Origin of the sequence: Streptomyces apricus (assembly GCF_008369065.1) — a bacterium.
Classification (GTDB): Bacteria; Actinomycetota; Actinomycetes; order Streptomycetales; family Streptomycetaceae; genus Streptomyces; species Streptomyces apricus.
The window spans coordinates 923,234-946,713 of sequence record NZ_VDFC01000046.1 but is presented as its reverse complement, the minus strand read 5'-3'; the positions used below and the strand labels follow the sequence as shown (position 1 = coordinate 946,713).

General features: G+C 72.5%; 23 protein-coding genes, 1 other RNA gene and 1 pseudogene. 13 read left to right on the top strand and 12 right to left on the bottom strand.

From position 1 onward, the window contains the following. The first annotated feature begins 311 nt into the window (after nt 1-311). The 6 genes and pseudogenes from FGF04_RS24400 to FGF04_RS24375 all read left to right on the top strand — a co-directional run. Entirely contained in the window at nt 312-1,169 is an 858-nt protein-coding gene (locus tag FGF04_RS24400) for a MaoC/PaaZ C-terminal domain-containing protein (RefSeq protein WP_149513408.1), read from the top strand. A gap of 74 nt (nt 1,170-1,243) precedes the next feature. Beyond that, complete coding sequence (locus FGF04_RS24395; RefSeq protein WP_149513407.1) at nt 1,244-2,338, top strand: Zn-dependent alcohol dehydrogenase; 1,095 nt, start codon at nt 1,244-1,246, stop codon at nt 2,336-2,338. A 102-nt stretch (nt 2,339-2,440) separates the two neighbouring features. Beyond that, the gene (locus FGF04_RS24390; protein WP_235882464.1) at nt 2,441-3,274 is read left to right on the top strand and encodes an SDR family NAD(P)-dependent oxidoreductase; all 834 of its coding nucleotides are present in this window, start codon (nt 2,441-2,443) and stop codon (nt 3,272-3,274) included. Nucleotides 3,275-3,438: 164 nt separating this feature from the next. After that, nucleotides 3,439-4,278 carry a Nif3-like dinuclear metal center hexameric protein gene (locus FGF04_RS24385; protein ID WP_149513406.1) on the top strand — a complete coding sequence of 280 codons (840 nt, stop codon included), beginning with the start codon at nt 3,439-3,441 and terminating at the stop codon, nt 4,276-4,278. Further along, complete coding sequence (locus tag FGF04_RS24380; protein WP_188114245.1) at nt 4,275-5,018, top strand: zinc ribbon domain-containing protein; 744 nt, start codon at nt 4,275-4,277, stop codon at nt 5,016-5,018. The genes FGF04_RS24385 and FGF04_RS24380 overlap by 4 nt, the downstream gene beginning before the upstream one ends. A gap of 340 nt (nt 5,019-5,358) precedes the next feature. Continuing rightward, nucleotides 5,359-5,994: pseudogene (locus FGF04_RS24375) on the top strand (histidine phosphatase family protein); the annotation flags it as partial. Between the two features lie 96 nt (nt 5,995-6,090). Here FGF04_RS24375 and eda read toward each other — a convergent pair. The 4 genes from eda to FGF04_RS24355 all read right to left on the bottom strand — a co-directional run bounded on the left by eda (nt 6,091) and on the right by FGF04_RS24355 (nt 9,126). Then, nucleotides 6,091-6,756, bottom strand: a complete 666-nt coding sequence (gene eda / locus FGF04_RS24370; protein WP_149513405.1) for a bifunctional 4-hydroxy-2-oxoglutarate aldolase/2-dehydro-3-deoxy-phosphogluconate aldolase — start codon at nt 6,754-6,756, stop codon at nt 6,091-6,093. A gap of 85 nt (nt 6,757-6,841) precedes the next feature. After that, the gene (gene yaaA / locus FGF04_RS24365; protein WP_149513404.1) at nt 6,842-7,624 is read right to left on the bottom strand and encodes a peroxide stress protein YaaA; all 783 of its coding nucleotides are present in this window, start codon (nt 7,622-7,624) and stop codon (nt 6,842-6,844) included. 75 nt (nt 7,625-7,699) lie between these two features. After that, entirely contained in the window at nt 7,700-8,335 is a 636-nt protein-coding gene (locus tag FGF04_RS24360; RefSeq protein ID WP_235882463.1) for a hypothetical protein, read from the bottom strand. After that, nucleotides 8,332-9,126 (bottom strand): MerR family transcriptional regulator, encoded by a 795-nt coding sequence (locus tag FGF04_RS24355; protein ID WP_149513403.1) that lies wholly within the window; start codon nt 9,124-9,126, stop codon nt 8,332-8,334. Before FGF04_RS24355 ends, FGF04_RS24360 begins: the two co-directional genes overlap by 4 nt. A 78-nt stretch (nt 9,127-9,204) precedes the next feature. Here FGF04_RS24355 and rnpB point away from each other — a divergent pair. The 5 genes from rnpB (at nt 9,205) to FGF04_RS24330 (ending at nt 15,448) form a co-directional block, all read left to right on the top strand. Further along, nucleotides 9,205-9,610: RNase P RNA component class A (gene rnpB, locus FGF04_RS24350), an RNA gene on the top strand. A 198-nt stretch (nt 9,611-9,808) separates the two neighbouring features. After that, nucleotides 9,809-10,819: a CHRD domain-containing protein gene (locus FGF04_RS24345; RefSeq protein ID WP_149513402.1), complete on the top strand. Its 1,011-nt coding sequence runs from the start codon at nt 9,809-9,811 to the stop codon at nt 10,817-10,819. A gap of 14 nt (nt 10,820-10,833) precedes the next feature. Further along, a complete protein-coding gene (locus FGF04_RS24340) occupies nt 10,834-11,445 on the top strand; it encodes a hypothetical protein (RefSeq protein WP_188114202.1) in 612 nt (203 codons plus the stop codon). A 230-nt stretch (nt 11,446-11,675) separates the two neighbouring features. After that, complete coding sequence (locus FGF04_RS24335; RefSeq protein ID WP_149513400.1) at nt 11,676-12,209, top strand: sigma-70 family RNA polymerase sigma factor; 534 nt, start codon at nt 11,676-11,678, stop codon at nt 12,207-12,209. A 236-nt stretch (nt 12,210-12,445) separates the two neighbouring features. Beyond that, nucleotides 12,446-15,448 (top strand): AfsR/SARP family transcriptional regulator, encoded by a 3,003-nt coding sequence (locus FGF04_RS24330; protein WP_235882462.1) that lies wholly within the window; start codon nt 12,446-12,448, stop codon nt 15,446-15,448. A 103-nt stretch (nt 15,449-15,551) separates the two neighbouring features. On the opposite strand, the gene FGF04_RS24325 is transcribed toward FGF04_RS24330, so the two are convergent. From FGF04_RS24325 to FGF04_RS24305, 5 genes are all read right to left on the bottom strand, one after another. Then, the gene (locus FGF04_RS24325; protein ID WP_149513399.1) at nt 15,552-16,283 is read right to left on the bottom strand and encodes a polysaccharide deacetylase family protein; all 732 of its coding nucleotides are present in this window, start codon (nt 16,281-16,283) and stop codon (nt 15,552-15,554) included. Then, the gene (locus FGF04_RS24320) at nt 16,280-16,951 is read right to left on the bottom strand and encodes a glycoside hydrolase family 11 protein (protein ID WP_149513398.1); all 672 of its coding nucleotides are present in this window, start codon (nt 16,949-16,951) and stop codon (nt 16,280-16,282) included. The genes FGF04_RS24325 and FGF04_RS24320 overlap by 4 nt, the downstream gene beginning before the upstream one ends. A gap of 295 nt (nt 16,952-17,246) precedes the next feature. Next, entirely contained in the window at nt 17,247-17,564 is a 318-nt protein-coding gene (locus FGF04_RS24315) for a hypothetical protein (RefSeq protein WP_149513397.1), read from the bottom strand. 223 nt (nt 17,565-17,787) lie between these two features. After that, complete coding sequence (locus tag FGF04_RS24310; protein ID WP_149513396.1) at nt 17,788-18,459, bottom strand: enoyl-CoA hydratase-related protein; 672 nt, start codon at nt 18,457-18,459, stop codon at nt 17,788-17,790. 124 nt (nt 18,460-18,583) lie between these two features. After that, nucleotides 18,584-19,150 carry a MarR family winged helix-turn-helix transcriptional regulator gene (locus FGF04_RS24305; protein ID WP_149513395.1) on the bottom strand — a complete coding sequence of 189 codons (567 nt, stop codon included), beginning with the start codon at nt 19,148-19,150 and terminating at the stop codon, nt 18,584-18,586. Nucleotides 19,151-19,266: 116 nt separating this feature from the next. Here FGF04_RS24305 and FGF04_RS24300 point away from each other — a divergent pair, with 116 nt between their 5' ends. Beyond that, complete coding sequence (locus FGF04_RS24300; protein ID WP_149513394.1) at nt 19,267-19,782, top strand: YceI family protein; 516 nt, start codon at nt 19,267-19,269, stop codon at nt 19,780-19,782. A 48-nt stretch (nt 19,783-19,830) separates the two neighbouring features. Here FGF04_RS24300 and FGF04_RS24295 read toward each other — a convergent pair whose 3' ends face one another. The 3 genes from FGF04_RS24295 to FGF04_RS24285 all read right to left on the bottom strand — a co-directional run bounded on the left by FGF04_RS24295 (nt 19,831) and on the right by FGF04_RS24285 (nt 22,028). Continuing rightward, nucleotides 19,831-20,130: a hypothetical protein gene (locus FGF04_RS24295; protein WP_149513815.1), complete on the bottom strand. Its 300-nt coding sequence runs from the start codon at nt 20,128-20,130 to the stop codon at nt 19,831-19,833. A 159-nt stretch (nt 20,131-20,289) separates the two neighbouring features. Beyond that, on the bottom strand, nt 20,290-20,856 hold the full coding sequence (locus FGF04_RS24290) for a DoxX family protein (protein WP_149513393.1): 567 nt from the start codon (nt 20,854-20,856) through the stop codon (nt 20,290-20,292). 362 nt (nt 20,857-21,218) lie between these two features. After that, nucleotides 21,219-22,028, bottom strand: a complete 810-nt coding sequence (locus FGF04_RS24285) for an SDR family oxidoreductase (protein WP_149513392.1) — start codon at nt 22,026-22,028, stop codon at nt 21,219-21,221. A 151-nt stretch (nt 22,029-22,179) separates the two neighbouring features. Between FGF04_RS24285 and FGF04_RS24280 the strand changes: the two genes are divergently transcribed. Continuing rightward, nucleotides 22,180-23,480: alkaline phosphatase D family protein (locus tag FGF04_RS24280; RefSeq protein ID WP_149513814.1), on the top strand; the 1,301-nt coding region annotated here is incomplete at its 3' end.

Here is a 23,480-nt window from a genome sequence, read left to right as displayed (position 1 = left end):
CCCCCGCCCTCGTCCCCGTGTTCGTCATGGGTACGACGCTACGGAGACGGAGTCGGGCGCGGCAGAGGCGCATGTACGGACCCGGGCAGGACAAAAGTCACGGCCGGGGCCCTGCGCCGGGCCCCCGGGGACGGTAACTGACACAGCGTCAGGAGGCTTCCCATGTGCCCGGGGCTCGGCTATACAGAAGGCGCCGGTACTGGAACGCGTTCTAGAACAGGTGGCGGGTTCCCCGGCCCAGAGTCGACCTCGGTGCGGCCGACGGTGCGGACGGCCGCACCGAGGTCTTCCGCCCGGCAGTCAGGAGCCCCATGCCCATCGACGTTGCCCAGGCCCTCGCGGCCGCGCCCCGGACGGCCGGGATCGCCTGGGGCCCCGAGGACGTCCAGCTCTACCACCTCGGCCTCGGCGCCGGCGTGCCCGCGACCGACCCCGACGAACTGCGCTACACGCTGGAGTCCCGGCTGCACGTCCTGCCGAGCTTCGCGACCGTCGCGGGCGCGGGCTCCCCGGGCGTGATCAGCGGCCTCTCCATGCCGGGCGTCGACGTCGACCTCGCCCACGTCCTGCACGGCGGCCAGAGCGTCACCCTGCACCGGCCGATCCCCGTCGAGGGCGAGGCGGTGGCCACCGCCCGGATCGCCGCCGTGTACGACAAGGGCAAGGCCGCCGTCCTCGTGCTGCGCACCGAAGTCGCCGACGGCACGGGCCCGTTGTGGACCTGCGACGCCCAGATCTTCGTACGCGGCGAGGGCGGCTTCGGCGGCGACCGCGGCCCCTCCACCCGCGCCGAACCGCCGGCGGGCGCGCCGCACCGGACGGTCGAGCGCACGGTCCGCGAGGACCAGGCGCTCCTCTACCGCCTCTCCGGCGACCTGAACCCGCTGCACGCCGACCCCGAGTTCGCCAAGCTCGCCGGCTTCGACCGGCCGATCCTGCACGGGCTGTGCACGTACGGGATGACGCTGAAGGCGGTCGTGGACACCGTGCTCGGCGGCGACGTCGCCCGGGTCCGCTCCTACGCCGCCCGCTTCGCCGGGGTGGTGTACCCGGGCGAGACCCTGCGCGTCCGTCTGTGGCGGGAGGAGGGCAGGGTCCGGGTGGCGGTGGGCGCGGCCGACCGGGACGACGCGCCGGTCCTCACCGACACCGTCGTCGAGCACACCTGAGCGCCGGGCACACCGGGCGCCGGCCAGGTGCGCCCGGGTGCCGTACGTACGTCGTTTCCGAGGGGAGCCGCACCATGCGCGCAGCCGTACTGCAGGAGATCGGCCAGGACAAGCTGGAGGTGTTCGACGACATCGCGACGAAGGGCTTCGGTCCCGGCCGCGTGCGGATCCGGGTGCGGGCCACCGGCCTGTGCCACTCGGACCTCTCGGCGATGGCCGGGGTGCTGCCGCAGCCGGCGCCCTTCGTCCCCGGGCACGAGGGCGCCGGCGAGGTCGTCGAGGTCGGCGAGGGCGTCACGAACGTACGGCCCGGCGACCGGGTCGTCGTCTGCTGGCTGCCCGCGTGCGGGGAGTGCGCCGCCTGCAAGCGCGGGCAGACCCAGCTGTGCCTCGCCGGGTTCATGAACGCCGGCACCCCCAACTTCGCGCGCGGCACGCAGATCGAGGGCGGCTCCTCCGACCTCTTCGGCTTCGCGGGCACCGGGACCTTCGCCGAGGAGGTCGTCGTCGACGCGGGCTGCGCGGTGCCCATCCCGGACGACGTGCCCTTCGACATCGCCGCCCTCATCGGCTGCGGGGTCACCACGGGGCTCGGCGCCGCCCTCAACACCGCCGACGTGCAGGCCGGTTCGTCGGTCGCCGTCATCGGGTGCGGAGGCGTCGGCATCAGCGCGATCCAGGGCGCCCGGCTCAAGGGCGCCGCGGAGATCGTCGCCGTCGACCCCGTCCCCTCGCGCCGCGAGGCCGCGCTGAGGTTCGGCGCCACCCGGGCCGTCGCGCCCGAGGAACTCCCCGACGCCAAGCAGTCGCTGACCGCGGGCGAGGGCTTCGACTACGTCTTCGAGGTCGTCGGCCGCTCCGCCACCGCCCGCACGGCGTACGACCACACCCGCCGCGGCGGCACGCTGGTCGTCGTCGGCGCGGGCGCCATGGACGACTTCCTGCAGCTCAACATGTTCGAGCTGTTCTTCGACGAGAAGCGGATCCTGCCGTCCATGTACGGCGGAGGGGACGTCCTGCGGTCGTACGAGCGGACCGTCGCCCTGTGGCGGGCGGGCCGCGTCGACCTGGAGGGCCTGATCACGCACCGGGTGCCGCTGGAGGACATCAACGAGGCGCTCGACCAGATGCGCACGGGCGTGGCGCTGCGGACATGCATCGAGATCTGAGGCCACCGCCGACTGCCTGTCACCGTCGCCATCGCCATCACCATCACTGTCACCGTCGCCATCACTGCCACTGCCACCGCCGGCCGAGTCGAGGGGATTTCGATGTCACTGCCACTTGAGGGACGGGCGGCGGTCGTGACGGGCGCGGGCCGCGGTCTGGGCCGGGCCGAGGCGCTGGAACTCGCCCGGCTCGGTGCGGCCGTCGTCGTCAACGACTTCGGGCAGCCCGGCCGCGACGGCTCCGGCGAGGCGTCGGCCGCGCCCGCCGAGGAGGTCGCCGCCGAGATCAGGGCGGCCGGCGGCCGGGCGGTCGCGCACACCGGGGACGTGGCCGACCTCGAACAGGCGCGCCGGCTCGTCGAGTCGGCGGTCGCGGAGTTCGGCCGGCTGGACGTCCTCGTCAACAACGCGGGCATCCTGCGCGACCGGATGGTCTTCTCGATGTCCGAGGACGAGTGGGACTCGGTGATCCGGGTCCATCTGAAGGGCCACTTCAACACGACCCGCTTCGCGTCCGCGTACTGGCGTTCGCGGTCCAAGGCGGCGGACGCGCCGGTGTACGGGCGGATCGTGAACACCAGCTCGGAGGCGTTCCTCGCGGGCTCCGCCGGGCAGCCCAACTACGCCGCTGCGAAGGGCGGGATCGTCGGCCTCACCACCTCCACGGCGCTGGCGCTCGCGAAATACGGCGTCACGGCGAACGTGATCTGCCCGCGCGCCCGGACCCGTATGACGGCGGACGTGKTCGCGCGGGCGGAGACGGGGCCGCAGGCGGGCGGGGAGACGAGGGCAGAGGCCGTTGTAGTTGTCGTTGCCGTTCCCGGACGCCGCCGCGGACTTGATCGCACAGGCCGCCATCGTTCGGTCACCTCCGGCGACGAAACTAGTTTTCGCACGCACAGTCGTGGGACCCGCAGGCAACCGCTTCACACATAAGAGTGGCCGACTTCCGGTTCGCCCGTGGGAACGGGGGCGCGTGTGCTGCGGGGGACGCCGGGTGCGTACGGTCCGGCCCGCCCGCGGACGGACCCGCCCCCTGGGCCGGATCGTCACCGGAGCGGCCGGTGGGACGGGGGCGCGGGGCAGGTAGCCTTTTGTACGTGCCCCGTCTGTCTGAAGCAATCGCCGCCCTCGACGCCCTCTGGCCCCCCGGGAGCGCGGAGTCGTGGGACGCGGTCGGGACGGTCTGCGGAGACCCCGACCAGGAGGTCTCCCGTGTCCTGTTCGCCGTCGACCCGGTCCAGGAGACCGTGGACGAGGCGGTGGAGCTGGGTGCGGACCTGCTGGTCACCCACCACCCCCTCTACCTGCGCGGTACGACGACGGTGGCGGCCTCGACCTTCAAGGGCCGCGCCGTGCACACCCTCATCAGGAACGGCATCGCGCTGCACGTCGCCCACACGAACGCCGACCGCGCCGACCCGGGGGTGAGCGACGCCCTCGCCGGCGCGCTGGACCTCAGGGTCGTACGCCCCCTGGTGCCCGACCCGGCCGACCCGGAGGGCCGTCGCGGTCTGGGCAGGGTCTGCGAACTGGACCCCCCGCTGACGGTCCGGGCGTTCGCCGCGCGTGCCGCGGAGCGGCTGCCCGCGACGGCGCAGGGCATCCGGGTGGCGGGTGATCCGGAGGCGCTGGTACGGACCGTGGCGGTCAGCGGCGGCTCCGGCGACAGCCTGTTCGCCGACGCGCGCGCCGCGGGCGTGGACGCCTTCCTCACCGCGGACCTGCGCCACCACCCGGTGTCCGAGGCCCGCGCCCAGAACCCCCTCGCGCTGCTCGACGCGGCGCACTGGGCCACCGAGTGGCCCTGGTGCGAGCTGGCCGCAGCCCAGCTCGACGAGATCTCCGACCGTCACGGCTGGGGCCTGCGGGTCCACGTCTCGAAGACGGTCACCGACCCGTGGACCTTCCACTCCCCTTCACCTGGAGCCCCCAACTGAACGCCGCGCCCGCCGACCAGATCCGACTCCTCGACGTCCAGTCCCTGGACGCCCGCCTGCAGCAGCTCGCCCACAAGCGGCGGTCGCTGCCGGAGCACGCCGAGATCGAGTCGCTGAACAAGGACCTCACGCAGCTGCGCGACCTGCTCGTGGCCGCGCAGACCGAGGAGAGCGACTGCTCCCGCGAGCAGACCAAGGCGGAGCAGGACGTCGACCAGGTGCGCCAGCGCGCCGTGCGCGACCAGCAGCGCCTGGACTCCGGAGCCGTCACGTCCCCCAAGGACCTGGAGAACCTCCAGCGCGAGATCACCTCGCTCGCCAAGCGCCAGGGTGACCTGGAGGACGTCGTCCTGGAGATCATGGAGCGCCGCGAGTCCGCGCAGGAGCGGGTCGCCGAGCTGACCGGGCGGGTCTCGTCCGTCCAGTCGAAGATCGACGACGCGACGGGCCGCCGGGACGCGGCCTACGAGAGCTTCGACGGCGAGAGCGCGACGCTGACGAAGGAGCGCGAGGTCGTCGCGGGCTCCGTCCCCGCCGACCTGCTCAAGCTGTACGAGAAGCTGCGCGAGCAGCAGGGCGGCGTCGGCGCGGCCCGCCTCTATCAGCGCCGCTGCGAGGGCTGCCGCCTGGAGCTCAACATCACCGAGGTCAACGAGGTGAAGGCGGCGGCCCCCGACGCGGTCCTGCGCTGCGAGAACTGCCGCCGCATCCTGGTCCGCACATCGGAATCGGGCCTGTAACCCGACCCCCACCCGCGCCCCGACTCACCCAGGGGCGCGGGGAACGGCGCGCTCAGCCACGACGAACGGTCAGAGGCCGGACGACAGCAGCCCCCACTCACCCCAGGGGCGCGGGGAACGGGCGCGCGCAACCACGACGAACGGTCAGAGACCCGACGACCGCACCCCCACTCACCTCAGGGGCGCGGGGAACGGCGCGCGTAGCCACGGCGGACGGCCACCAACCGGACGACCGCACCCCCACTCACCTCAGGGGCGCGGGGAACTGCGCACCCAGCCCCCACCAACCGTCACCGAACAGACGGCCTCACACCCACGGCGGCCCGACATGACCAAGCGCCCTCCAGACCTGGGCACGCCCACCACCCTCGTCCTCCTCCGCCACGGCGAAACCCCCCTCACCCCCGAGAAGCGCTTCTCGGGCAGCGGAGGAACCGACCCGTCGCTCTCGGAAACAGGCCGCCACCAGGCACACCGCGTCGCCGACGAACTGGCCGAACGGGCCACCGTACAGACCATCGCCACATCCCCCCTCGCCCGCTGCCGCGAAACCGCGGACATCGTGGCCGCCCGCCTGGGCCTGGACGTCCACACGAACGACGGCCTCCGCGAAACGGACTTCGGCGCCTGGGAAGGCCTCACCTTCGCCGAGGTCCGCGAACGCCACCCCGCCGACATGGACGCCTGGCTCGCGTCCCCCGACGCCGAACCCACCGGCGGCGGCGAGAGCTTCGCCGCGGTCGCCCACCGCGTGGCGGCGGCCCGCGACGAACTGCTCGCGGCCCACAAGGGCCACACCGTACTGGTCGTCTCCCACGTCACGCCGATCAAGACCCTCGTACGGCTGGCCCTGGGCGCACCGCCCGAGTCACTGTTCCGCATGGAACTGTCGGCGGCCTCGCTGTCGTCGGTGGCGTACTACGGGGACGGCAACGCGAGCGTCCGCCTCCTCAACGACACGGCCGCGCTGCGCTGAGCCGCGGCGTCGGCGTCGGCGTCGACCGCGGGCGCGTCGACCGCGGACCGGTGCGGGCAGGCCGCGCAGTTCCCCGCGCCCCTTACGGGGCCGGGGCTAGGGGACGAGCCCCGCGGCCTCCCGGGCCAGCTCCTCCACCCGCGCCCAGTCCCCACCCGCCACCGCATCAGCGGGAAGCATCCAACTCCCGCCCACACAGAGCACGTTGGGCAGCGCCAGGTACTCCGGGGCGACCGCGGGACCGATGCCCCCCGTCGGGCAGAACCGGGCCTGCGGAAGCGGCCCGCCCAGCGACTTCAGGTACGCAGTGCCACCGGCCGCCTCCGCCGGGAAGAACTTCATGTCGGTGACACCCCGCTCCAGCAGCGCCACGACCTCCGAGGTCGTCGACACCCCGGGCAGGAACGGCACCCCGGACCCCCGCATCGCGTCCAGCAGCGCATCCGTCCACCCCGGGCTGACGAGGAACCGCGCCCCGGCGGCCACGGAGTCAGCCACTTGACCGGGCGAGATGACCGTGCCGGCCCCGACCACCGCGTCCGGCACCGCGTCCGAGATCGCCCGGATCGCGTCGAGCGCCACGGGCGTCCGGAGCGTCACCTCGATCGCGGGCAGCCCGCCCGCGACGAGCGCCCGCGCGAGCGGAACGGCGTCGGAGACGTCCTCGACGACGACCACGGGCACGACGGGCGCGAGTTCGAGCACGGAAGGAAGCGACGACAAGGAAGACGAGAACGAAGGCGAGGGCGAGGGCGAGACCATGCCCACATCCTGCCCGCGCCGAGCACTCTCCGCAAAGCCCATTGCGCACACTGCAACGAAGCTGAAGGCGGGCGTCCCGGGAACGTCAGTGCACCTCGTCCACGAGCACATCCAGCATCCGAACCTTGCCGGCCCCCGCCACCCCCGCCGTCTCTACGACGTACCCAAGATCCCGCAACGCTTCAGCCAACTCCGCGGGCCCCGACGGCTCGGCCCCGGACTCCATGAGGCTCCGCACGATCCGCCCCTTGGTCGCCTTGTTGAAGTGGCTGACGACCTTGCGGGTCGGCGCGTGCAGCACCCGTACGCTCGCCGTCCGCTCCGCGACCTCCCCCTTCGGCTTCCACGCCGCCGCGTACGCCGAAGACCGCAGGTCCAGTACGAGACCGGTCCCCGCCGCATCGGGCAGCACGACGGCCATCGGGGCCCGCCAGTGAGCCCCCAGCGCACCGAGCCCCGGCAGCTTCACACCCATCGAGCAGCGGTACGAAGGAATCCGGTCCGTCACCCGGACCGCACCCCAGAGCCCGGAGAAGACGAGCAGCGACCGCGCGGCCCGCCGCTTGGCCACGGCATCGAGCGAGGCCAGGTCCAGGGCGTCGTACAGCACACCCGTATAGATCTCTCCGGCGGGCCGAGCCCCCGCGGTCCGCAACTCCACGTTCTTCGCGATCTCCCCGCGCAACCCTTCGCTCAGTCCCAGCACCTCGCGCGCCTTCTCCTCGTCGGCCGCGCACAGCTCGACGAGCTCGTCCAGGACCGCCTGCCGCGCCCCGGCGAGCCCGGGCAGCGACAGCGACTCCGGCTTCAACGGCGCGCCCCGCCCGGAGGGAGCCTTTCCTTCGGACGGCGGCAGCAACACGAGCACGGCGGTTCTCCCTGGAGCTTTCGGTACGGGGGATACGGGGCCCTCGGCACGTACGCACGAAGAGCACCCGCCAGCCTACGGCGTACCGTCGCCCGTCCGGTCCCCGGCGCGGACGCCCACGGAACCCTGCACACGGTCCCGGACGGCACGCACCAGGGCCTCCGGCTCATCGGCGTGGAACCGGATCAGCCGTACGTCCCTGGGCCGCCCGACAAGGGGCCGGTACCGCACCGGAACGGACAGCTCCAGCGTGACGGTGGTCTGCGCGCCCACGGCGAGATCGAGCCGGTCGCTACCCCGTTCGCCCCGTTCATGCGTGGTCACGAGCTCGCGCCGCACGGAGACGATCGAGGCGAGCGGGACGCGCAGGTCCACGTGGGCGGACCGACGGATACGCAGGGCGGTGTTGCCGAGGACGTGCGGACGGGTCACGGAAGCGGCATGCAGGCCGACGACGAGGAGCAGCGTGTAGACGTCGAGGACGAGCACGACGCGGTGCACGGCGGGATGGTTCCGCAGGAGCACCGCCATGCAGGCGCTCTCCAGGACGCACACGAACCCGAACCCGAACATCATCGCGCCCTGCCCCCGCGCGTACCCGAAGGCCTTCCCCGCCCCTCGCCCGACACCGTGCGGACGCCGGCCGACCCACCGGCCGATGCTCCCCAGCAGCCGCGTTTCATGAACGAGGAGCCCCCGCAGAACCCTCACCGCACACGCTCCCCGCGCGCCCGGTGTACGAGCAGCCGGATCGCGTGCAACACCGCCGCGGACTGCGCGGGCGGGAAGTCGTCGAGGAAGGCGCTCATGAAACCGGCGCTGCCGTTCGCCTCGGGCCCGTCCGGGTCGAGCCGGGCGAGGCCCAGGCCCGCCAGTGCCTCGTCGGGGAGGCAGTCGGCGAGGGCGACGGCGGCCTCCCCGACACGGGGGTCGGCGGGGTCGGCGTCGGCGAGCGCGTCGAGCAGCGCGTACGCCGCGTGCGCCCGCTCCGGGGCACCCGGCACATCGGCGACGGCGCGCAGCGCGGTCAGCAGCTGCTCCCGGTCCTCGGGGCCCGCGACGGTCTCCAGCAGGGCGATCATCTCCCGGTCCTTGGCAGCGATGGCCGGTTCGGGATCCATAGCCAACCGACCGAACAAGTCGGCAAGCTCAGGGGACACGGGCCCCTCGGCCGGCATCCGATCGGCGTCGAGCAGGGCGCGCAGCCGCAGCCGCCGGGCCCGGATCGCCGCTTCCTGCCGCGCGAGGTCGCCGTCGAGCTCTTCGAGCACCTCGGCAAGATCACGACCGGCGTCCTCCGCGAGGACGTCGCGGACCTCGGCGAGTCCGAGCCCCAGCTCGGTCAGCCGCCTGATCCGGGCGAGCGCGACGGCGTGCCGCAGCCCGTAGTCGCGGTAGCCGTTGGGGCGCCGCTCGGGTTCGGGCAGCAGCCCGAGGTGGTGGTAGTGCCGCACGGCCCGCGTCGTGACACCGACGGCGACGGCAAGCTCTCCGATCCGCATGCCCCCAGTAGAAACGTTGACGCCGCGGCAGGGTCAAGCGTGTCCGGTGGTACCCGGTAGCATGGTCGGCACGGCAGACGAGCCGGGCGGACGGCCGCGTGAAGCCCCTTCGGGGCGCTTCCCGAGGAACGTCCGGGCTCCACAGGGCAAGGTGGTGGCTAACGGCCACCCGGGGTGACCCGCGGGACAGTGCCACAGAAAACAGACCGCCCGGGACCTCGGTCCCGGGTAAGGGTGAAACGGTGGTGTAAGAGACCACCAGCGCCTGAGGTGACTCAGGCGGCTAGGTAAACCCCACCCGGAGCAAGGTCAAAAGGAGCCGCTGTAAAAAGCGCTCTGCGCGGACGTTCGAGGGCTGCCCGCCCGAGTCCGCGGGTAGACCGCACGAGGTCGGCGGCAACGCCGGCCCTAGATGGATGGCCGTCTCCCCGGCCGCCGCGAGGCAGCCGGGCGACAGAACCCGGCGTACAGCCCGACTCGTCTGCCTTCTTCCTGCTCCAGCAGGGTGCAAGGTGTGTGCCGACCCCTCCGGAGCGGCCTCCCCAATGGCCCCACCCGGCCCCACCCCGTCCCGGGAACGTCTCAGGACTGTCACCGGGTGACCCTGGGGGCGGGGCCGGTCCGTGTTTCGGGTGTCAGGCCGCGGGGAGCCGCGGTGGCAGCTACGGGGAGGCACCACCTCATGAACAGCAGCAAGCGTTTCGCGTTGATCGTCTCGTCCGCCGTGGCCGGTGCGCTGATGCTCACCGCCTGCAACGGTGACGACCTCGCCGCGAGCGGGAACGAAGGGCATTCTTCCGACGGCGGGCACGGGAGTGCCCAGGCCGCCGGGGCCATCGGGCGCTACGGCGAGGACGCCGCCGGGGCCACCTTCTTCGCCTCCGTCCTCACCGGAGACAACGAGGTGGCCGTCGAGGGCAAGCCCGCGGTCGGGGACAAGGACGGGCGGGCCGTCGCGCTCATGCGGATCCAGGGGCAGGACGTGTCCTTCGCGCTCGCCTGGACCGGTACGGACACTCCGACGCTGGCCCACCTCCACCAGGGCGGCCGCGGCGTCAACGGCGACGTCAAGATCCCGTTCTTCACCGAGAAGCTCAAGGACGGCAGCTCGCACGTCTACGGCACCGTCAAGGTCAAGGACGCAGCCCTCCTCAAGGACATCAAGGCCCACCCCGAGAACTTCTACTTCAACCTGCACACCGGCGAGTTCCCCGGCGGCGCCGTCCGCGGCCAGGCGTTCGCCCTGCCCGGCAGCGTCAACCTGCCGGAGACCGTACGGAACTCGGTCCTGCGCAGTGTCGTCAAGGGGTCCCAGGTCTACGCCTGCACCAAGCAGCCCGACGGCACGTACGCCTTCACCCAGGACAACGTCGACGCCACTCTCCAGGGCGACATCGACCACACCTTCGCCAAGCCCGGCCCCACCGGCCCGCCGCAGTGGATCGCGCCCGACGGCTCCTCCGTCACCGGCGCCGTCGTCAACAAGTTCGACAACGGCGAGGGCAACATCCCCGAACTCCTCCTGCGCGCCACGCAGACGGGCGCGGACAAGGGGCTCCTCGCCAAGACGAAGGTCGTCCTGCGGCTCAACACCGGGGGCGGCGTCGCTCCCGCCGGCAACTGCGACGTCAACACCCACCCCACGGCCCGGGTGCCCTACACCGCCGACTACCTCTTCCTCGCCACCCAGTGAGGCACCGGATGACCATGGATACGCATGACCGTAGGGCCGGTCTCGTCGCCGCCGCCGGCGCCCTGGTGGTTGGCCTCGCGCTCACCGGCTGTGGAGCCGAACGCCCCGGCGCGGACGGTGCGGCGAAGGCCGGCTCGGGGCCGTCGCCGCAGATCACGCTGGAAGTGGTCGAGGAGCCTGCCATGCCGCTCAGCTCCGGGGCCGCGGTTCCGGAGAGCAGCGATGCGGACGGTGTACGGCCCGCCCTCGGGGTTCTGAAGAGTCCCGATCTCGGGCCGGTGCTCCAGGACGGGAACGGCCGCACGCTGTACCTGTTCACCAAGGACACGCCCTGGCCCATGAAGACCGCGTGCGACGCGAAGTGCCGGGAGAAGTGGACGCCCGCCGGGCCCGTCACCGCCGCGCAGGCGAAGGCCGCGGGGCTCGACCCCAGTGTCCTGTTCACCTTCACCACGCCGGACGGGCGCAAGCAGGAATCCTTCAACTGCTGGCCCGCGTACACCTTCAAGGGCGACGAGAAGCCCGGTGACATCAATGGGCAGGGCGTGGGCGGGACCTGGTTCGCCATCAAGGCGGACATTCCCCGCAGCGATCGCGGGAAGACCGTGCCCGCCGCTAAGGGGTGAGGGGCAGGAGCAGAGGGGCATCGGGTGTCAGGCCGTGTGCCGTGTGCCGTGTGTCGTGTGCCGAAAAAGTGACGGTCGGGCAGCCCCGGCCGTCACTTTTTCGGCACCGCCCGCTGTCTACGGTCGGTTCCGAATCGTGATCCCTCCCCGTGTGCTCCGCGTCCAGGGCAGCCCCCGCCTGCCCGGACCGACGGAGTACCGGTGCGACAGAGAAGCAGGAACCAGCCACCATGACGACGCTACTTGCGGGCACCGCTCCCACCACCTCCTTCCCGGCCCCGGACGACGTGGACGACCTCGTGGAGCAGCACCGGGACGCGGTCCTCGCCTACGCGCACAAGCTGCTCTCGGACCACCACCTCGCCGAGGACATCGTCCAGGAGACGTTCATCAGGGCGTGGCGCCACGCGGACAGACTCCTCAACCAGGAGGGCTCCGTACGCGGTTGGCTGCTCAAGGTCGCGCGCAACCTGATCATCGACCGTTCGCGCAGTGCCCACGCACGCTACGAGACGGTGGCCACCGACACCGAGGAACCGGCGCAGCAGGACCACACCGAACCGGCCCACGCGTCCATGGAGGCCGTCTCCCTGCTGCGGGGCGTCTCGGCGGAGCACCGGAACGTGCTCGTCTGCCTCTACCTCTACGGATGCACCGTGGACGAGACCGCCCGCATCCTGGGCGTCCCGCCGGGCACGGTGAGTTCACGCCGCCACCTGGCGCTCCGCGCCCTGCGCAGGCGGCGCGCGGTGCTCGGGTACTGACCTACCGGTTCCACCCCTGGTGAAGGGCCCCGCTGTTCGCAGTGGGGCCCTTCCGCATGTGCGGAATCGGCGGGCGCGGGGCGGTGGATGTCGGGATCGCGTACGGAACGTCCGTGTTCCGTCACCACCGTGCCATGCGGAGGAAACCGGGTGAGGATTCCGGCAGCCCGACCCGTACCCACACGTGAATCGCTGAGCACCGCTCGGCCGACCCCTGTTCAGAGGAAGGACCCCAGGTGAGCGCCGAACACCAGCCCACCGCGGACGCCGCACTGCGCTTCTCGGTGCTCGGGCCCCTACGGGCCTGGCGGCGGGCGACCGAGCTGAGCCTGGGGCCGCCCAAGCAGCGCTCGGTGCTGGCGCTGCTCCTGGTGCACGCCGGACGGCCGGTGCCGCTGGACCAGATCCTGGACGCCCTGTGGGACGACGAACCGCCCGAGCACGCCGTCAACGTCGTCCACCGCCACGTCGGTGCCCTGCGGCGGCTGCTCGAACCGGAGCTGACGCAGCGGGCCGCCGCCCGTGTCCTGGTGCGCGCCGGCGGCGGCTACCGGCTGGACGTCGCGGACGGGGCGCTGGACCTCCTGGAGTTCCGCGGGCTGCGCGAGCAGGCGCACGCCGCCGCCACCGCGGGAAGACCGGCCCAGGCCACCGGCCTGTTCGTCCGGGCGCTCTCCCTGTGGCTCGGGCGCACCGCGGCCGGCCTGCCCCGCACGGCGCGTGCGCATCCGGTGTTCGCCGGGGTCGACGCCGAGTACCTGCACGCGGCCAGGGACGCCGCGGACGCGGCACTGGCCGCGGGACAGACGTACCGGGTGCTCCCGCTGCTGCGGCAGGCGGCGGAGAGCGACCCCCTGAACGAGTACCTCCAGGCACGGCTCGTCCTGGTCCTCGCCGCCGAGGGGCAGTCGGCGCGGGCGCTGGACCACTACCAGGCCGTCCGGTCCCGGCTCGCGAACGAGCTGGGCGTGGACCCCGGTCCCGACCTGCGCGACGCGCAGATCCGCGTGCTGCGCGGCACCGTCGCCCCCGCGACACGGACGCACCCCGACGCCACGGCTGCCACCACCGTCACAGCCGCCTCGACCACCACCGCCACCACAGCTATCACGGCTGCCTCGGGTGGCCCGGCGGTCCCGTTCGCCGCCGCCCTCGGCGACGCGACCTCCCCGGGCGTACGCCCCGCCCAACTCCCCGCCGACCTGTACGCGTTCACCGGCCGCCGGGCGGAGCTGGAGTGGCTGCGCGGCCTGCTGCCGGCCGGCGGCGGCGCGCCGGAGGCCGTCGTCATCAGCGCCATCGGCGGCGCGCCCGGCGTGGGCAAGACCACGCTCGCCCTGCACTGGGCGCACCGCAACGCCCACCACTTCCCCGACGGACAGCTGTACGTCGACCTGCGCGGGTACGACCTGACGGGAGCCGCGCTCGCCCCCTCCACCGCGCTCCGTCACTTCCTGGAAGCGCTCGGCGTACCGGGCGAGAACGTCCCCCCGAGCCTCGACGGGCAGACCGCCCTGTACCGCAGCCTGCTGGCGCGGCGCCGCATCCTGGTGGTCCTGGACAACGCCCGCAGCGCCGAACAGGTGCGCCCCCTGCTGCCGGGGACGCCGACGTGCCTCACCGTGATCACCAGCCGCGAGCAGATGCCCGGACTCGTCGCCTCCCACGGGGCGCGCTCCCTGCGCCTGGACCTCCTCACCGTCACCGAGTCCCTGGAGTTCATGGCGAAGCGGCTGGGGGAGGAGCGCGTCGCGACGGACCGAGAGGCGGCGCTCGCCATCGCCGGGCAGTGCGGGCGGCTGCCCCTCGCCCTGGCCGTCGTGTGCGCACGGGCGGAGGGCCGCGCGGCGGTGCCGCTCGCCGACATCGCCGCGGAGCTCGCGGAGAGCCGCGACGACCTCGGCGTCTTCGCCGTCGGGGACCCGGCCACCGACCCGCGCTCCGTCTTCTCCTGGTCGTACCGCACGCTGACCCCGGCGGCCGCCGGAGCCTTCCGGCTGCTGTGGATGTGCCCGCCGCACGGCGTCTCGCCGCAGGCGGTGGCCAGCCTCACGGGCCTGACGCCCAGGGAGGTGGGCCCCGTGCTGTCCGAGCTCACCCGGGCCAGCCTGTGGAACGAACCCGCCCCCGGCCTCTACAGCTCCCACGAACTGCTGCGGACCTTCAGCCAGGAGCTCTCCCTCGCCGAGGACGCCCCCGAGGCGCGCGAGGACGCCCGCCGCCGGCTCTTCGACCACTACCTGCACAGCGCGCGCGGCGCGGCCACCCACCTGTACACGCACCGGGAACCGCTCGCCCTGCCCCCGGCGGCGGCCGGTACGCAGGTCGTGGAGTTCACCGACACGGACGGGGCGGCGAAGTGGCTGGCCCGGGAGATGCCCGCGCTGGAGGCGGTCATCACCCGGGACAGCGACCACGGCACGGGCGCGCACGCCTGGCGCCTGGCCGCGACCCTCGAACTCGTCCTCGACCGGCGCGGACGCCGCGAGGAGCAGATCGCGCTCCACACCGCGGCGCTCACCGGCGCCCAGCGGCTCGGCGAGACCGAGGGCGAGGGCGAGGCGCACATGCACCGCGTCCTCGGCTTCGCCCGCATCCGGACGAACGACCACGCCCGGGGCGCCCGGCACCTGGAGCAGGCGCTGGAGCTGTTCACCGCGAGGGGGGACGTGCCCTTCACCGCGCTGACCCACCGCTACCTGGCGTTCCTGGCGAACGCCCGGCAGGACCACCGCGAGGCCCTGGCGCAGTACAAGATCGCCTGTTCCCTCTACACGGGCACGCGCGCCTACGTCGGCATCGCGAGCGTCACCAACGAGGTCGCCTGGACCCGCCTCCTCCTGCACGAGTACGAGGAGGCGCTGGAGGACTGCCACCGCGCGGTCCGCATCGCCGCGCGGTCCGGCAACCGGAACATCGAGGCGGCGGCCTGGGACACCATGGGCGTCGCACACCACCGCCTCGGCCGGCCCGACGAGGCCCTGGAGGCCTTCGACCGGGCGCTCGCCCACTACCGGGCCCTCCACGACGCCTCGCTGACCGCCGACACCCTCATCCACCGGGGTGAGGCGCTCGCGGTGACCTCGCCCGGGGAAGCACGCCGGGCGTGGGACGAGGCACTGCGGATCCTCGACGCCCTCGGTCACACGGACGCCGACACCCTGCGCGAGCTGCTCGACGGCCGGGGCGAGGAATCCGCTGACAGCCGGGTCGGAGTGCGTACGCCGCACACCGGCTAGGCCGTGCGGCCGCCCCGGCCGCCTCTCCTGTCTTTGGAGCTTCGCGTCCGGAGCTTCGCGTCCGGAGCCCCGCGCCCGGAGCCCTCGCATCCGGAGCTCCGCGTCAGGGCGCCACCGCGCGGCCCGTCTGCGGGGAGATCCGGCCGGCGCACAGGCCCTTGGCGGTCAGGGTCTGGGCGATGCGCGGGATCGCGGCCAGCGTGTTGGCGGGCCAGTCGTGCATGAGGATGACCTGGCCGTTGCCGAGCCGTCCGGCGGCCTGCACGATGGCGTCCGTACTGGCGTTGTTCCAGTCCTGCGAGTCCACGTCCCAGATGATCTGGGTCAGGCCGTACCTGGCCGCGACCGCCTTCACCGTCGCGTTGGTCTCGCCGTACGGCGGCCGGAACAGGTTCGGCGTACCGCCGCCCCCGGCCGCGATCGCCTGCTGGGTCCGGGAGATCTCCGCGTCGATCTGCGCCTGGCCGAGCTGGGTCAGGTGCGGGTGGGTGTAGCTGTGGTTGCCGACCCACATGCCGGCGTCCACCTGGGCCCGTACCCGGGAGGGGTTGGCGGCGGCGTACTGGCCCTGGTTGAACATCGTGGCCCGCAGCCCGTTGCGCCTGAGCGCGTCGAGCAGGGCGGGGGTGCTGCCGGACGGGCCGTCGTCGAAGGTGAGTCCGACGTAGCCGTTGCAGGCGGCGGCGCCGGCGGCCTGCGCCGGGGCGGAGCCGGCCGCGAGCGTGCCCGCGGCGGTCAGCGCCACGGCTGCCAGCGCCGTCGTCAGGCTGCGTGACGCGAGGCGGATCCGGGGCCTCATCCGGGCCTGGGCCCGAGCCCGGGTCCGGGGCCTCATGACGCCACCGTGATGCTGGAGTTGCCGCTGCTCTGGTAGCCCTCCGTCGCGAGGATCATGTAGTAGCTGAAGTTGCCGAGGGGCATGCCCGCCCGCGCCCAGGCGTCGAAGTGGTTGCCGGTGGTGATGCTGCCGCCGGTGCGCTTCGACTGCCGGACGCTCCAGTACTGGTTGAAGGTCTTCGTGCCCTCGACGGACGGGGCGTTGTACCGGGTGGTCTGGTAGAGGTCGTACGTGCCGCCGTCGCTGGTGACGCTGCCCTTGTACGTCCCCGTGGGCCGCCAGCTGCCCCAACTGTCGACGACGTAGTACTCCACGAGCGGGTTGGACGTCCAGCCGTAGAGGCAGAGGTAGGCGTTGCCCGACGGGTTGAAGGAACCCGAGTAACGCACGGTCCGGCGGCTGCCGTTGCTCCAGCCCTTGCCGGCGACGAAGTTCCCGGTGTTCCGCCAGGTGGTGCCGTAGGAGCCGCCGGAGCCCAGGTTCATCGAGACCGTGCCCTGGGCGTCGGTCCAGAACGAGTAGTAGTAGCCGTTGTTCGTGCCGGTCTGGTTGGTGGTGACGACCGTGTCGGCGTGCGCGGTGCCGGGCAGGGCCAGCGCGGTCGCGGCACCCAGCAGCAGGGCGCAGGCCTGCCTGCGGTTCGGCTGTGCGGGGGTGAGGTCCATCTGCGGGTTCCCTCCGTATGCCAGGGGGTGTGTGGTCGAACAGTGTTGACCTGGACCCGTCAAGCGTCAATAGTTTCGTTCACGGTGGCGAAACATTCGTCCTGGAGGCAGGGGAGGGTGAGAGGGGTTATCGCTGATGGTTGCCTGTTTTGCGAGATCGGCTTCATCGGGTGATCGACAGATGACCGGAAAGGACCGGACACGGCGAGGGTGTGCTTCGAATGTTTCGAAGCGTCCGCGGGGCAGACGAACGCCCCCGGTCCATGACCCCGGACCGGGGGCGCCGCTGTCACGCTCACGCGAACACGTAGTACTCCGCCAGGCAGATCACGGATGCGTCGTACTCGGCGAGCGACAGCCGGTAGGCCGTCACCTGCCGTTGCAGCACCGCGGCCCACACCAGGCCGGCCACCGTGATGCCCAGGCCCGCCAGTACCTCACCCGACACGGTCGCCGCGATGCCGACGATCACCGCGAGCAGCGCCACGACCGGCTGCACGCCCGGCTCGTCCGGCGGTGCGAACCGGCGGCGGTTCGGCGATTCCGCGGGCAGGTCCTCCCAGTACCCGCGCAGCCGCTGCACGTTCGACGACCGGCACTTCGGACACGTCACTGCAACCCCCAAGGTCCAGAACCGAATGAGCGGCAGAGTCCCCAGCTCAGGGGGTGGCGGCAAGGGTTACCGGCGGGTGTGTGAGCGGCGGCACAGATCGTGCGCAGCAGCAGTCCCGCCCGTCACCGGTGAGGCGGGCGGGTAGCTGTGCGACTACGAACAGAAACGTTCGCCCGGGTGGCTGGAGGGGCGCGTTCCGCCGTGCCCCGGCCCGTCGTGGGGGTCAGCCCATCGGGTTGTCCCGGTCGCGCAGGGAGGCCAGCACCGGCGCGTACATACGGGACTTGACGGTGCCCAGCGTGGGACCCGCCTTCGAGGTCTGGGCCCGGGCGAGTTCCAGCGCCGTCGCGCGTACGGAGTCCTCCGTCGCCGTGTGGTCGACGAGCCCGGCGGCCAGGGCGTCCTCGCCCCCGTAGCGCCGGGCCGTGACCATCGCCTCGTGGGCCGTGCGCGGGGAGAGCCGGGACTGGATCAGCGCGGACATGCCCGGTGTGAACGGGATGTCGATGTCGGTCTCCGGCAGGCACCAGAAGCCGCGGTCGGCCCGCATCACGCGGATGTCGTGCGCCAGGGAGAACATCGCGCCGGCCGCGAAGGTGTGCCCCTGCAGGGCGGCCACGGTGACCAGGGGCAGGGCCAGCGTCCGCGCGAACAGCTCGTGCACGCCGACGACGTACTCCTCGTACTCGTCGGCGTGGGCCAGCAGCCAGTCCAGGTCCAGGCCGTTGGACCAGAACTTGCCGGTGGCGGTGGTCACCAGGGCGCGCGGGCCCTCCGCCTTCTCGACCTCGTCCAGCGCGGCGCCGACGGCCGTGAGCCAGTCGGGGTGGAAACGGTTCTCCCCGTCTCCCAGGTCGAGCACGAAGACGTCGTCGCGGCGGTCGAGCGTCGGCATGGTGACTCCTCACCGAAAGGGCTACCTGTCGGTAACTTAATGTGTGGAGCGCGGGCCGTGCAATGGACGGGGCCCGCGCTCCTCGGTCCTCGGTGGGGGAGTGTGCGGCGGCGGTGGGGCCGTGTCAGCCGGCGGAACCGCCGCAGCCGTGCTGGTCGCCACGGTCGCCATGGCCGTGCTGGTCACCATGGCCGTGGTGGTCGCCGTGGTCGTGGGTGTCCGGGATCGACGGCAGCAGGTCGTGCAGCTCGGTGAACCGCTGGGCGCACGCCGTACGGGCGATGGCCTGCGAGACGGCGTCGGCCAGTGGGCCCGTGGACTCGCTCAGCAGCAGGCGGGCCTTCTCCGTGAGGGCCACCTCGATGCCGCGCCGGTCGCCGCACGCCGAGTTCCTGGTGACCAGGCCCGCGTGCTGCAGACAGGCCACCTGGTAGGTCAGCCGTGTCTTCGGGCGGCCCAGCAGCTCCGCGATCCGGGTCATGCGCAGGCTGGTGCCGGGCTGGTCGGCCAGCAGGCACAGCAGCAGGAACTCCTCGTGCGAGACCCCCATGGAGTCCTTCACGCGGGCGCGCAGCTGTTGCTCGATCGCCCCGGCCGCCGCCAGCAACCGCATCCAGGACCGCAGTTCCGCCGGCAGCAGACCGTCTCCGGGCGGCTCGACGGGGGCGGGGGAGCCGGAAGGGTCGGTCATGATGGCTCAGTCTACCGGTTGTTCATTTTTGGATGACCCGCTAGCGTGTGGTCGTCCCAGGGTCATCCAAATTTGGATTACTGATCCGTCCGACCGCACCCGTCAGGAGAACTCCCATGACCGTCGCCGTGAAAACCGGCCTGTGGCAGCTCGACGCCACCCGCTCCACCGTCGCGATCAAGCACAGGACGATGTGGGGTCTGGTCACCGTGAAGGGCGTCTTCGGCGAGGTCGCCGGTCAGGGCGAGGTCCAGCCGGACGGCAGTGCGAGCGGCACCGTCACCCTGGCCGCCGCGTCGCTGGACACCAAGAACACCAAGCGCGACACGCACCTGCACGGTCCCGACTTCTTCGACGCCGAGCGGCACCCGACCGTCGTCTTCGCCGTCCACGACGCCGCGCTCCGCCAGGACGACACCGTCGCGATCAGCGGTGAACTGACCGTCCGCGGTGTGAGCCGGCCGCAGTCCGCCACCGCCACGGTCACCGAGTCGGACGCCGACGCGGTCACGCTGACCACGCAGTTCACGGTGGACCGCAACCAGTTCGGCCTGAGCCTGAACCAGTTGGGCATGATGGGGGGCCTGACGACGGTGACGTCGACGCTCCGGTTCACCCGCGCGTCCGCGTAGGCCCCGCCTCAGCCCTATAGCCCTCTCGCCCTCTAGGTCTCTACGCCTCTAGCCCTCTTCCTGGTGGTCCTTCCGGGCCGGCGGGGCGATGGCGTCGAGGGCGGCCAGGTGGTGTTCCCAGCGCTCCCGGCGCTGGGCCTCCGACTGCTCCCACCAGGGCGTACCGCGTTCCCCGAGCGCGACCTTCGCGTGCTGTACGCGGGAGCGGGCGTCCCGCTCGGCCCGCTCGTCGCCCGCGGTGGTCGCCGAGCGCACCGCGCGGCGCGCCGCCATGAGGTGCTTGCGCAGACGGGCCGAGACGTCCTCGGGGAGGGACGGGTCGGTGGCCCGCCACTTCCGCCCCTTGATGACGACGTGATGCCCGTCGGGGGTCTTCTCCGGCGCGTCGCCGGCACCGCGGGCAGCGTGGGCGCCACGGGCACCGTGGGCGCCGTGGGCGTCCCGTGCGCCGGACTCCCGGGAATCGTCCGGATCGTCGTCGCTCATGGGATCAAGACTGCCCGAGGGCTACGCGTGGTGCGTCGCGCCTTCTTCGTCGAACAGCCGCTCCTGCTCGCCCTCCTGCTGCCGGCGCACCCGTGCCTGCCGCGCGCCCACCACCGCCAGGGTCGCGGCGGCCGTCCCGGCGAGCGCGACCGGCACCATCCAGCCGCGGTCGAACCGGTGGCCGAAGGCGTGGTCGAGGGAGATCCGGCCGGGGCCCGTGACGGCCAGGCCCGCCGCCGTGAGGCCCAGCGATGCCGCGTACTCGTAGCCGCCGTTCTGCGCGAAGAAGCCGTTCGGGGCGTGGACCGCGGAAGCGCCCACCATCGCCCCGGCCGCCGCGGCGCCCGCCGCCGGGGTCGCGAGGCCCAGCGCCAGGAGCGTGCCGCCGCCCGTCTCCGCCAGGCCCGCCGCGGTGGCGCTCGCCTTCCCGGGCGCGTACCCGATCGACTCCATGAACTCGGCGGTACCGGCGAGGCCGCCACCGCCGAACCAGCCGAAGAGCTTCTGCGCCCCGTGGGCCGCCAGGACTCCGCCCGTACCGAGGCGGAGCAGCAGCAGTCCCAGATCGCGTCGGTCGAAAGAGGCCACGGTCCCGGTCACTCCTCGCATGTCCGTGCGCGCATGGACCCTGCCGGCCCGTGTGCACCCGCCCACCGTCGCACCGAACGGTGGTCCGCGCCCGCGGCCGCGCCGCCGATCGGGTGGTGCGGGGGTGGTCGAGGAGTGCTTTATGGGGCAGCCGTTCCGGGTGCCGGGCCCTGATCCCGCTTGCGCGGGATCCCCCCGCCCGGCGCCCGGAACGGCTGCCTCCTCCCCCCCGGATGTGGCACGGAAGGCCTGCGTTCCAAGTGTGAAGTTCTGGTGGAGGAGAGACGAGCATATGCCCCTCAGCACCCGGAATGAACCGGAACTATCACTTCCATTTGTGCAGATCGCGGAGGAGGTGCGGGTCAGCCCCGGCCCACGAACGGCATCGCGCTGGCCAGGACCGTCGCGAACTGCACGTTCGCCTCCAGGGGCAGCTCCGCCATGTGCCGCACGGTCCGGGCGACGTCCGCGACGTCCATCACCGGCTCCACCGCCACCTCCCCGTTCGCCTGCAGCACGCCCGACCGCATCCGCTCCGTCATGTCGGTCGCCGCGTTCCCGATGTCGATCTGCCCGCAGGCGATCCGGTATGGACGCCCGTCCAGCGACAGCGACTTCGTCAGGCCGGTCAGCGCGTGCTTGGTCGCCGTGTACGCCACCGAGTGCGGCCGGGGCGCATGCGCCGAGATCGAGCCATTGTTGATGATCCGCCCGCCCTGTGGATCCTGCTCCTTCATCTGCCGGTAGGCCGCCTGCGCGCACAGGAACGCCCCGTCCAGGTTCGTGCCGACCACGTGCCGCCAGGCGTCGTAGGGCAGTTCCTCGAAGGGCACGCCCCCGGGGCCGAACGTCCCGGCGTTGTTGAAGAGCAGGTCCAGCCGCCCGAACCGCTCGCGCACGGCGGCGAAGAGCGCGGCCACCTCGTCGGGCCGCGAGACGTCGGTGCGCACGCACGACGACGTGCCGTCTTTCCCGGCCCCTTCTCCGGTGTCGCCGGGTGATCCCTCGGCGAGGACGGCCCGCGCGAGCGCCGCCGTCTCCTCCAGCCGCTCGGCGCGGCGCCCGGCCAGCACCACCGACCAACCGGTGCGCAGCAGTTCCACGGCCACGGCGCGGCCGATCCCCGAGCCCGCGCCCGTCACGACGGCGATCTTCGTTGCGTTGGCTTCCATGGGCCCGCAGCGTACGGGAGGGGGGTCGGCAATCCGCCGTATCCGCCATGTGGAACTCATGCGTCCGACATCTGGGTGTTGTGTACCCGACAGCCCACCGTTGACCCTGGCCACTCCAATGCCTCGTACACCATCCGCCAGGGGAGGGCCCATGTCACCCGCAGGCCGCCAGCAACCGTCGCAGCACGCCCCCGAACTCCGCGCCGCCGCCCGTCACTTCGGACGCCGTCACGCCGGACGCCGGCACTTCCTCACCTTCAGCGCGGCGGCCGCCGCGCTCGCGTTCGCCACCAACCTGCCGACCGCGGGCGTGGCGGGCGCCGCCGAGCTCGATCCGGCGAGGATCACCGAGAACCCGTTCACGCTCGGCGTCGCCTCCGGTGACCCGCAGGCCACCTCCGTACTGCTGTGGACGCGGCTCGCGCCGACCCCGTACCAGGCCGACTCGGGACTGCCGGCCGAACGCGTCACCGTCCGCTGGGAACTGGCCCGCGACGAACGGTTCAAGCACGTCGTCAGACGCGGGACGACCATCGCCCACCCCGAGTTCCACCACTCCGTGCACGTCGAGGTCGGCCACCTCGACCCCGACCGCGTCTTCCACTACCGCTTCAAGGTGGGCAGCTGGATCAGCCCGGCCGGGCGCACCCGCACCGCACCCTCGTCCCGCGCGCGCGTCGACGAGCTGCGGCTGGCCGCGGTCTCCTGCCAGGCCTACCACGACGGGTACTACACCGCGTACGGCCATCTCGCCGAGGACGACGTCGACATGGTCTTCCACGTCGGCGACTACCTCTACGAGTACGCGGTCGACTCCGTGGGCGGCGCCCGCAACTACACCGACCGCGTGCTGCCCGACCTCTTCAACCACGAGACGATCACGCTGGAGGACTACCGCCTGCGGTACTCCCTCTACAAGACCGACCCCGACCTCCAGGCCGCGCACGCCGCGCACCCCTTCGTGGTCACCTCCGACGACCACGAGGTGGAGAACAACTACGCGGACGACATACCGGAGAACTCCGTACCGCCGGAGGAGTTCCTGCTGCGCCGCGCCGCCGGGTACCGCAGCTACTGGGAGAACCTGCCGCTGCGCCGCCCGCAGCGGCCCGAGGGCCCCGACATGCAGCTGTACCGGCGGCTGCACTGGGGCCAGCTCGCGCAGTTCGACATCCTCGACACCCGGCAGTACCGCTCGGACCAGGCGTACGGGGACGGGGCGGACGTGCCCGGGCCCGAGTCGGACGACCCGGCGCGCACCATCACCGGTGCGACGCAGGAGCGGTGGCTGATCGACGGGTGGCGGGACTCGCAGGCGCTGTGGAACGTCGTCCCGCAGCAGGTCATCTTCTCCCAGCGCAAGTTCGACCTGACCTCGCCCTCCCGGATGTCGATGGACGCGTGGGACGGGTACCGGGCCTCGCGGGGGCGGGTGCTGGCGGGGGCGAAGTC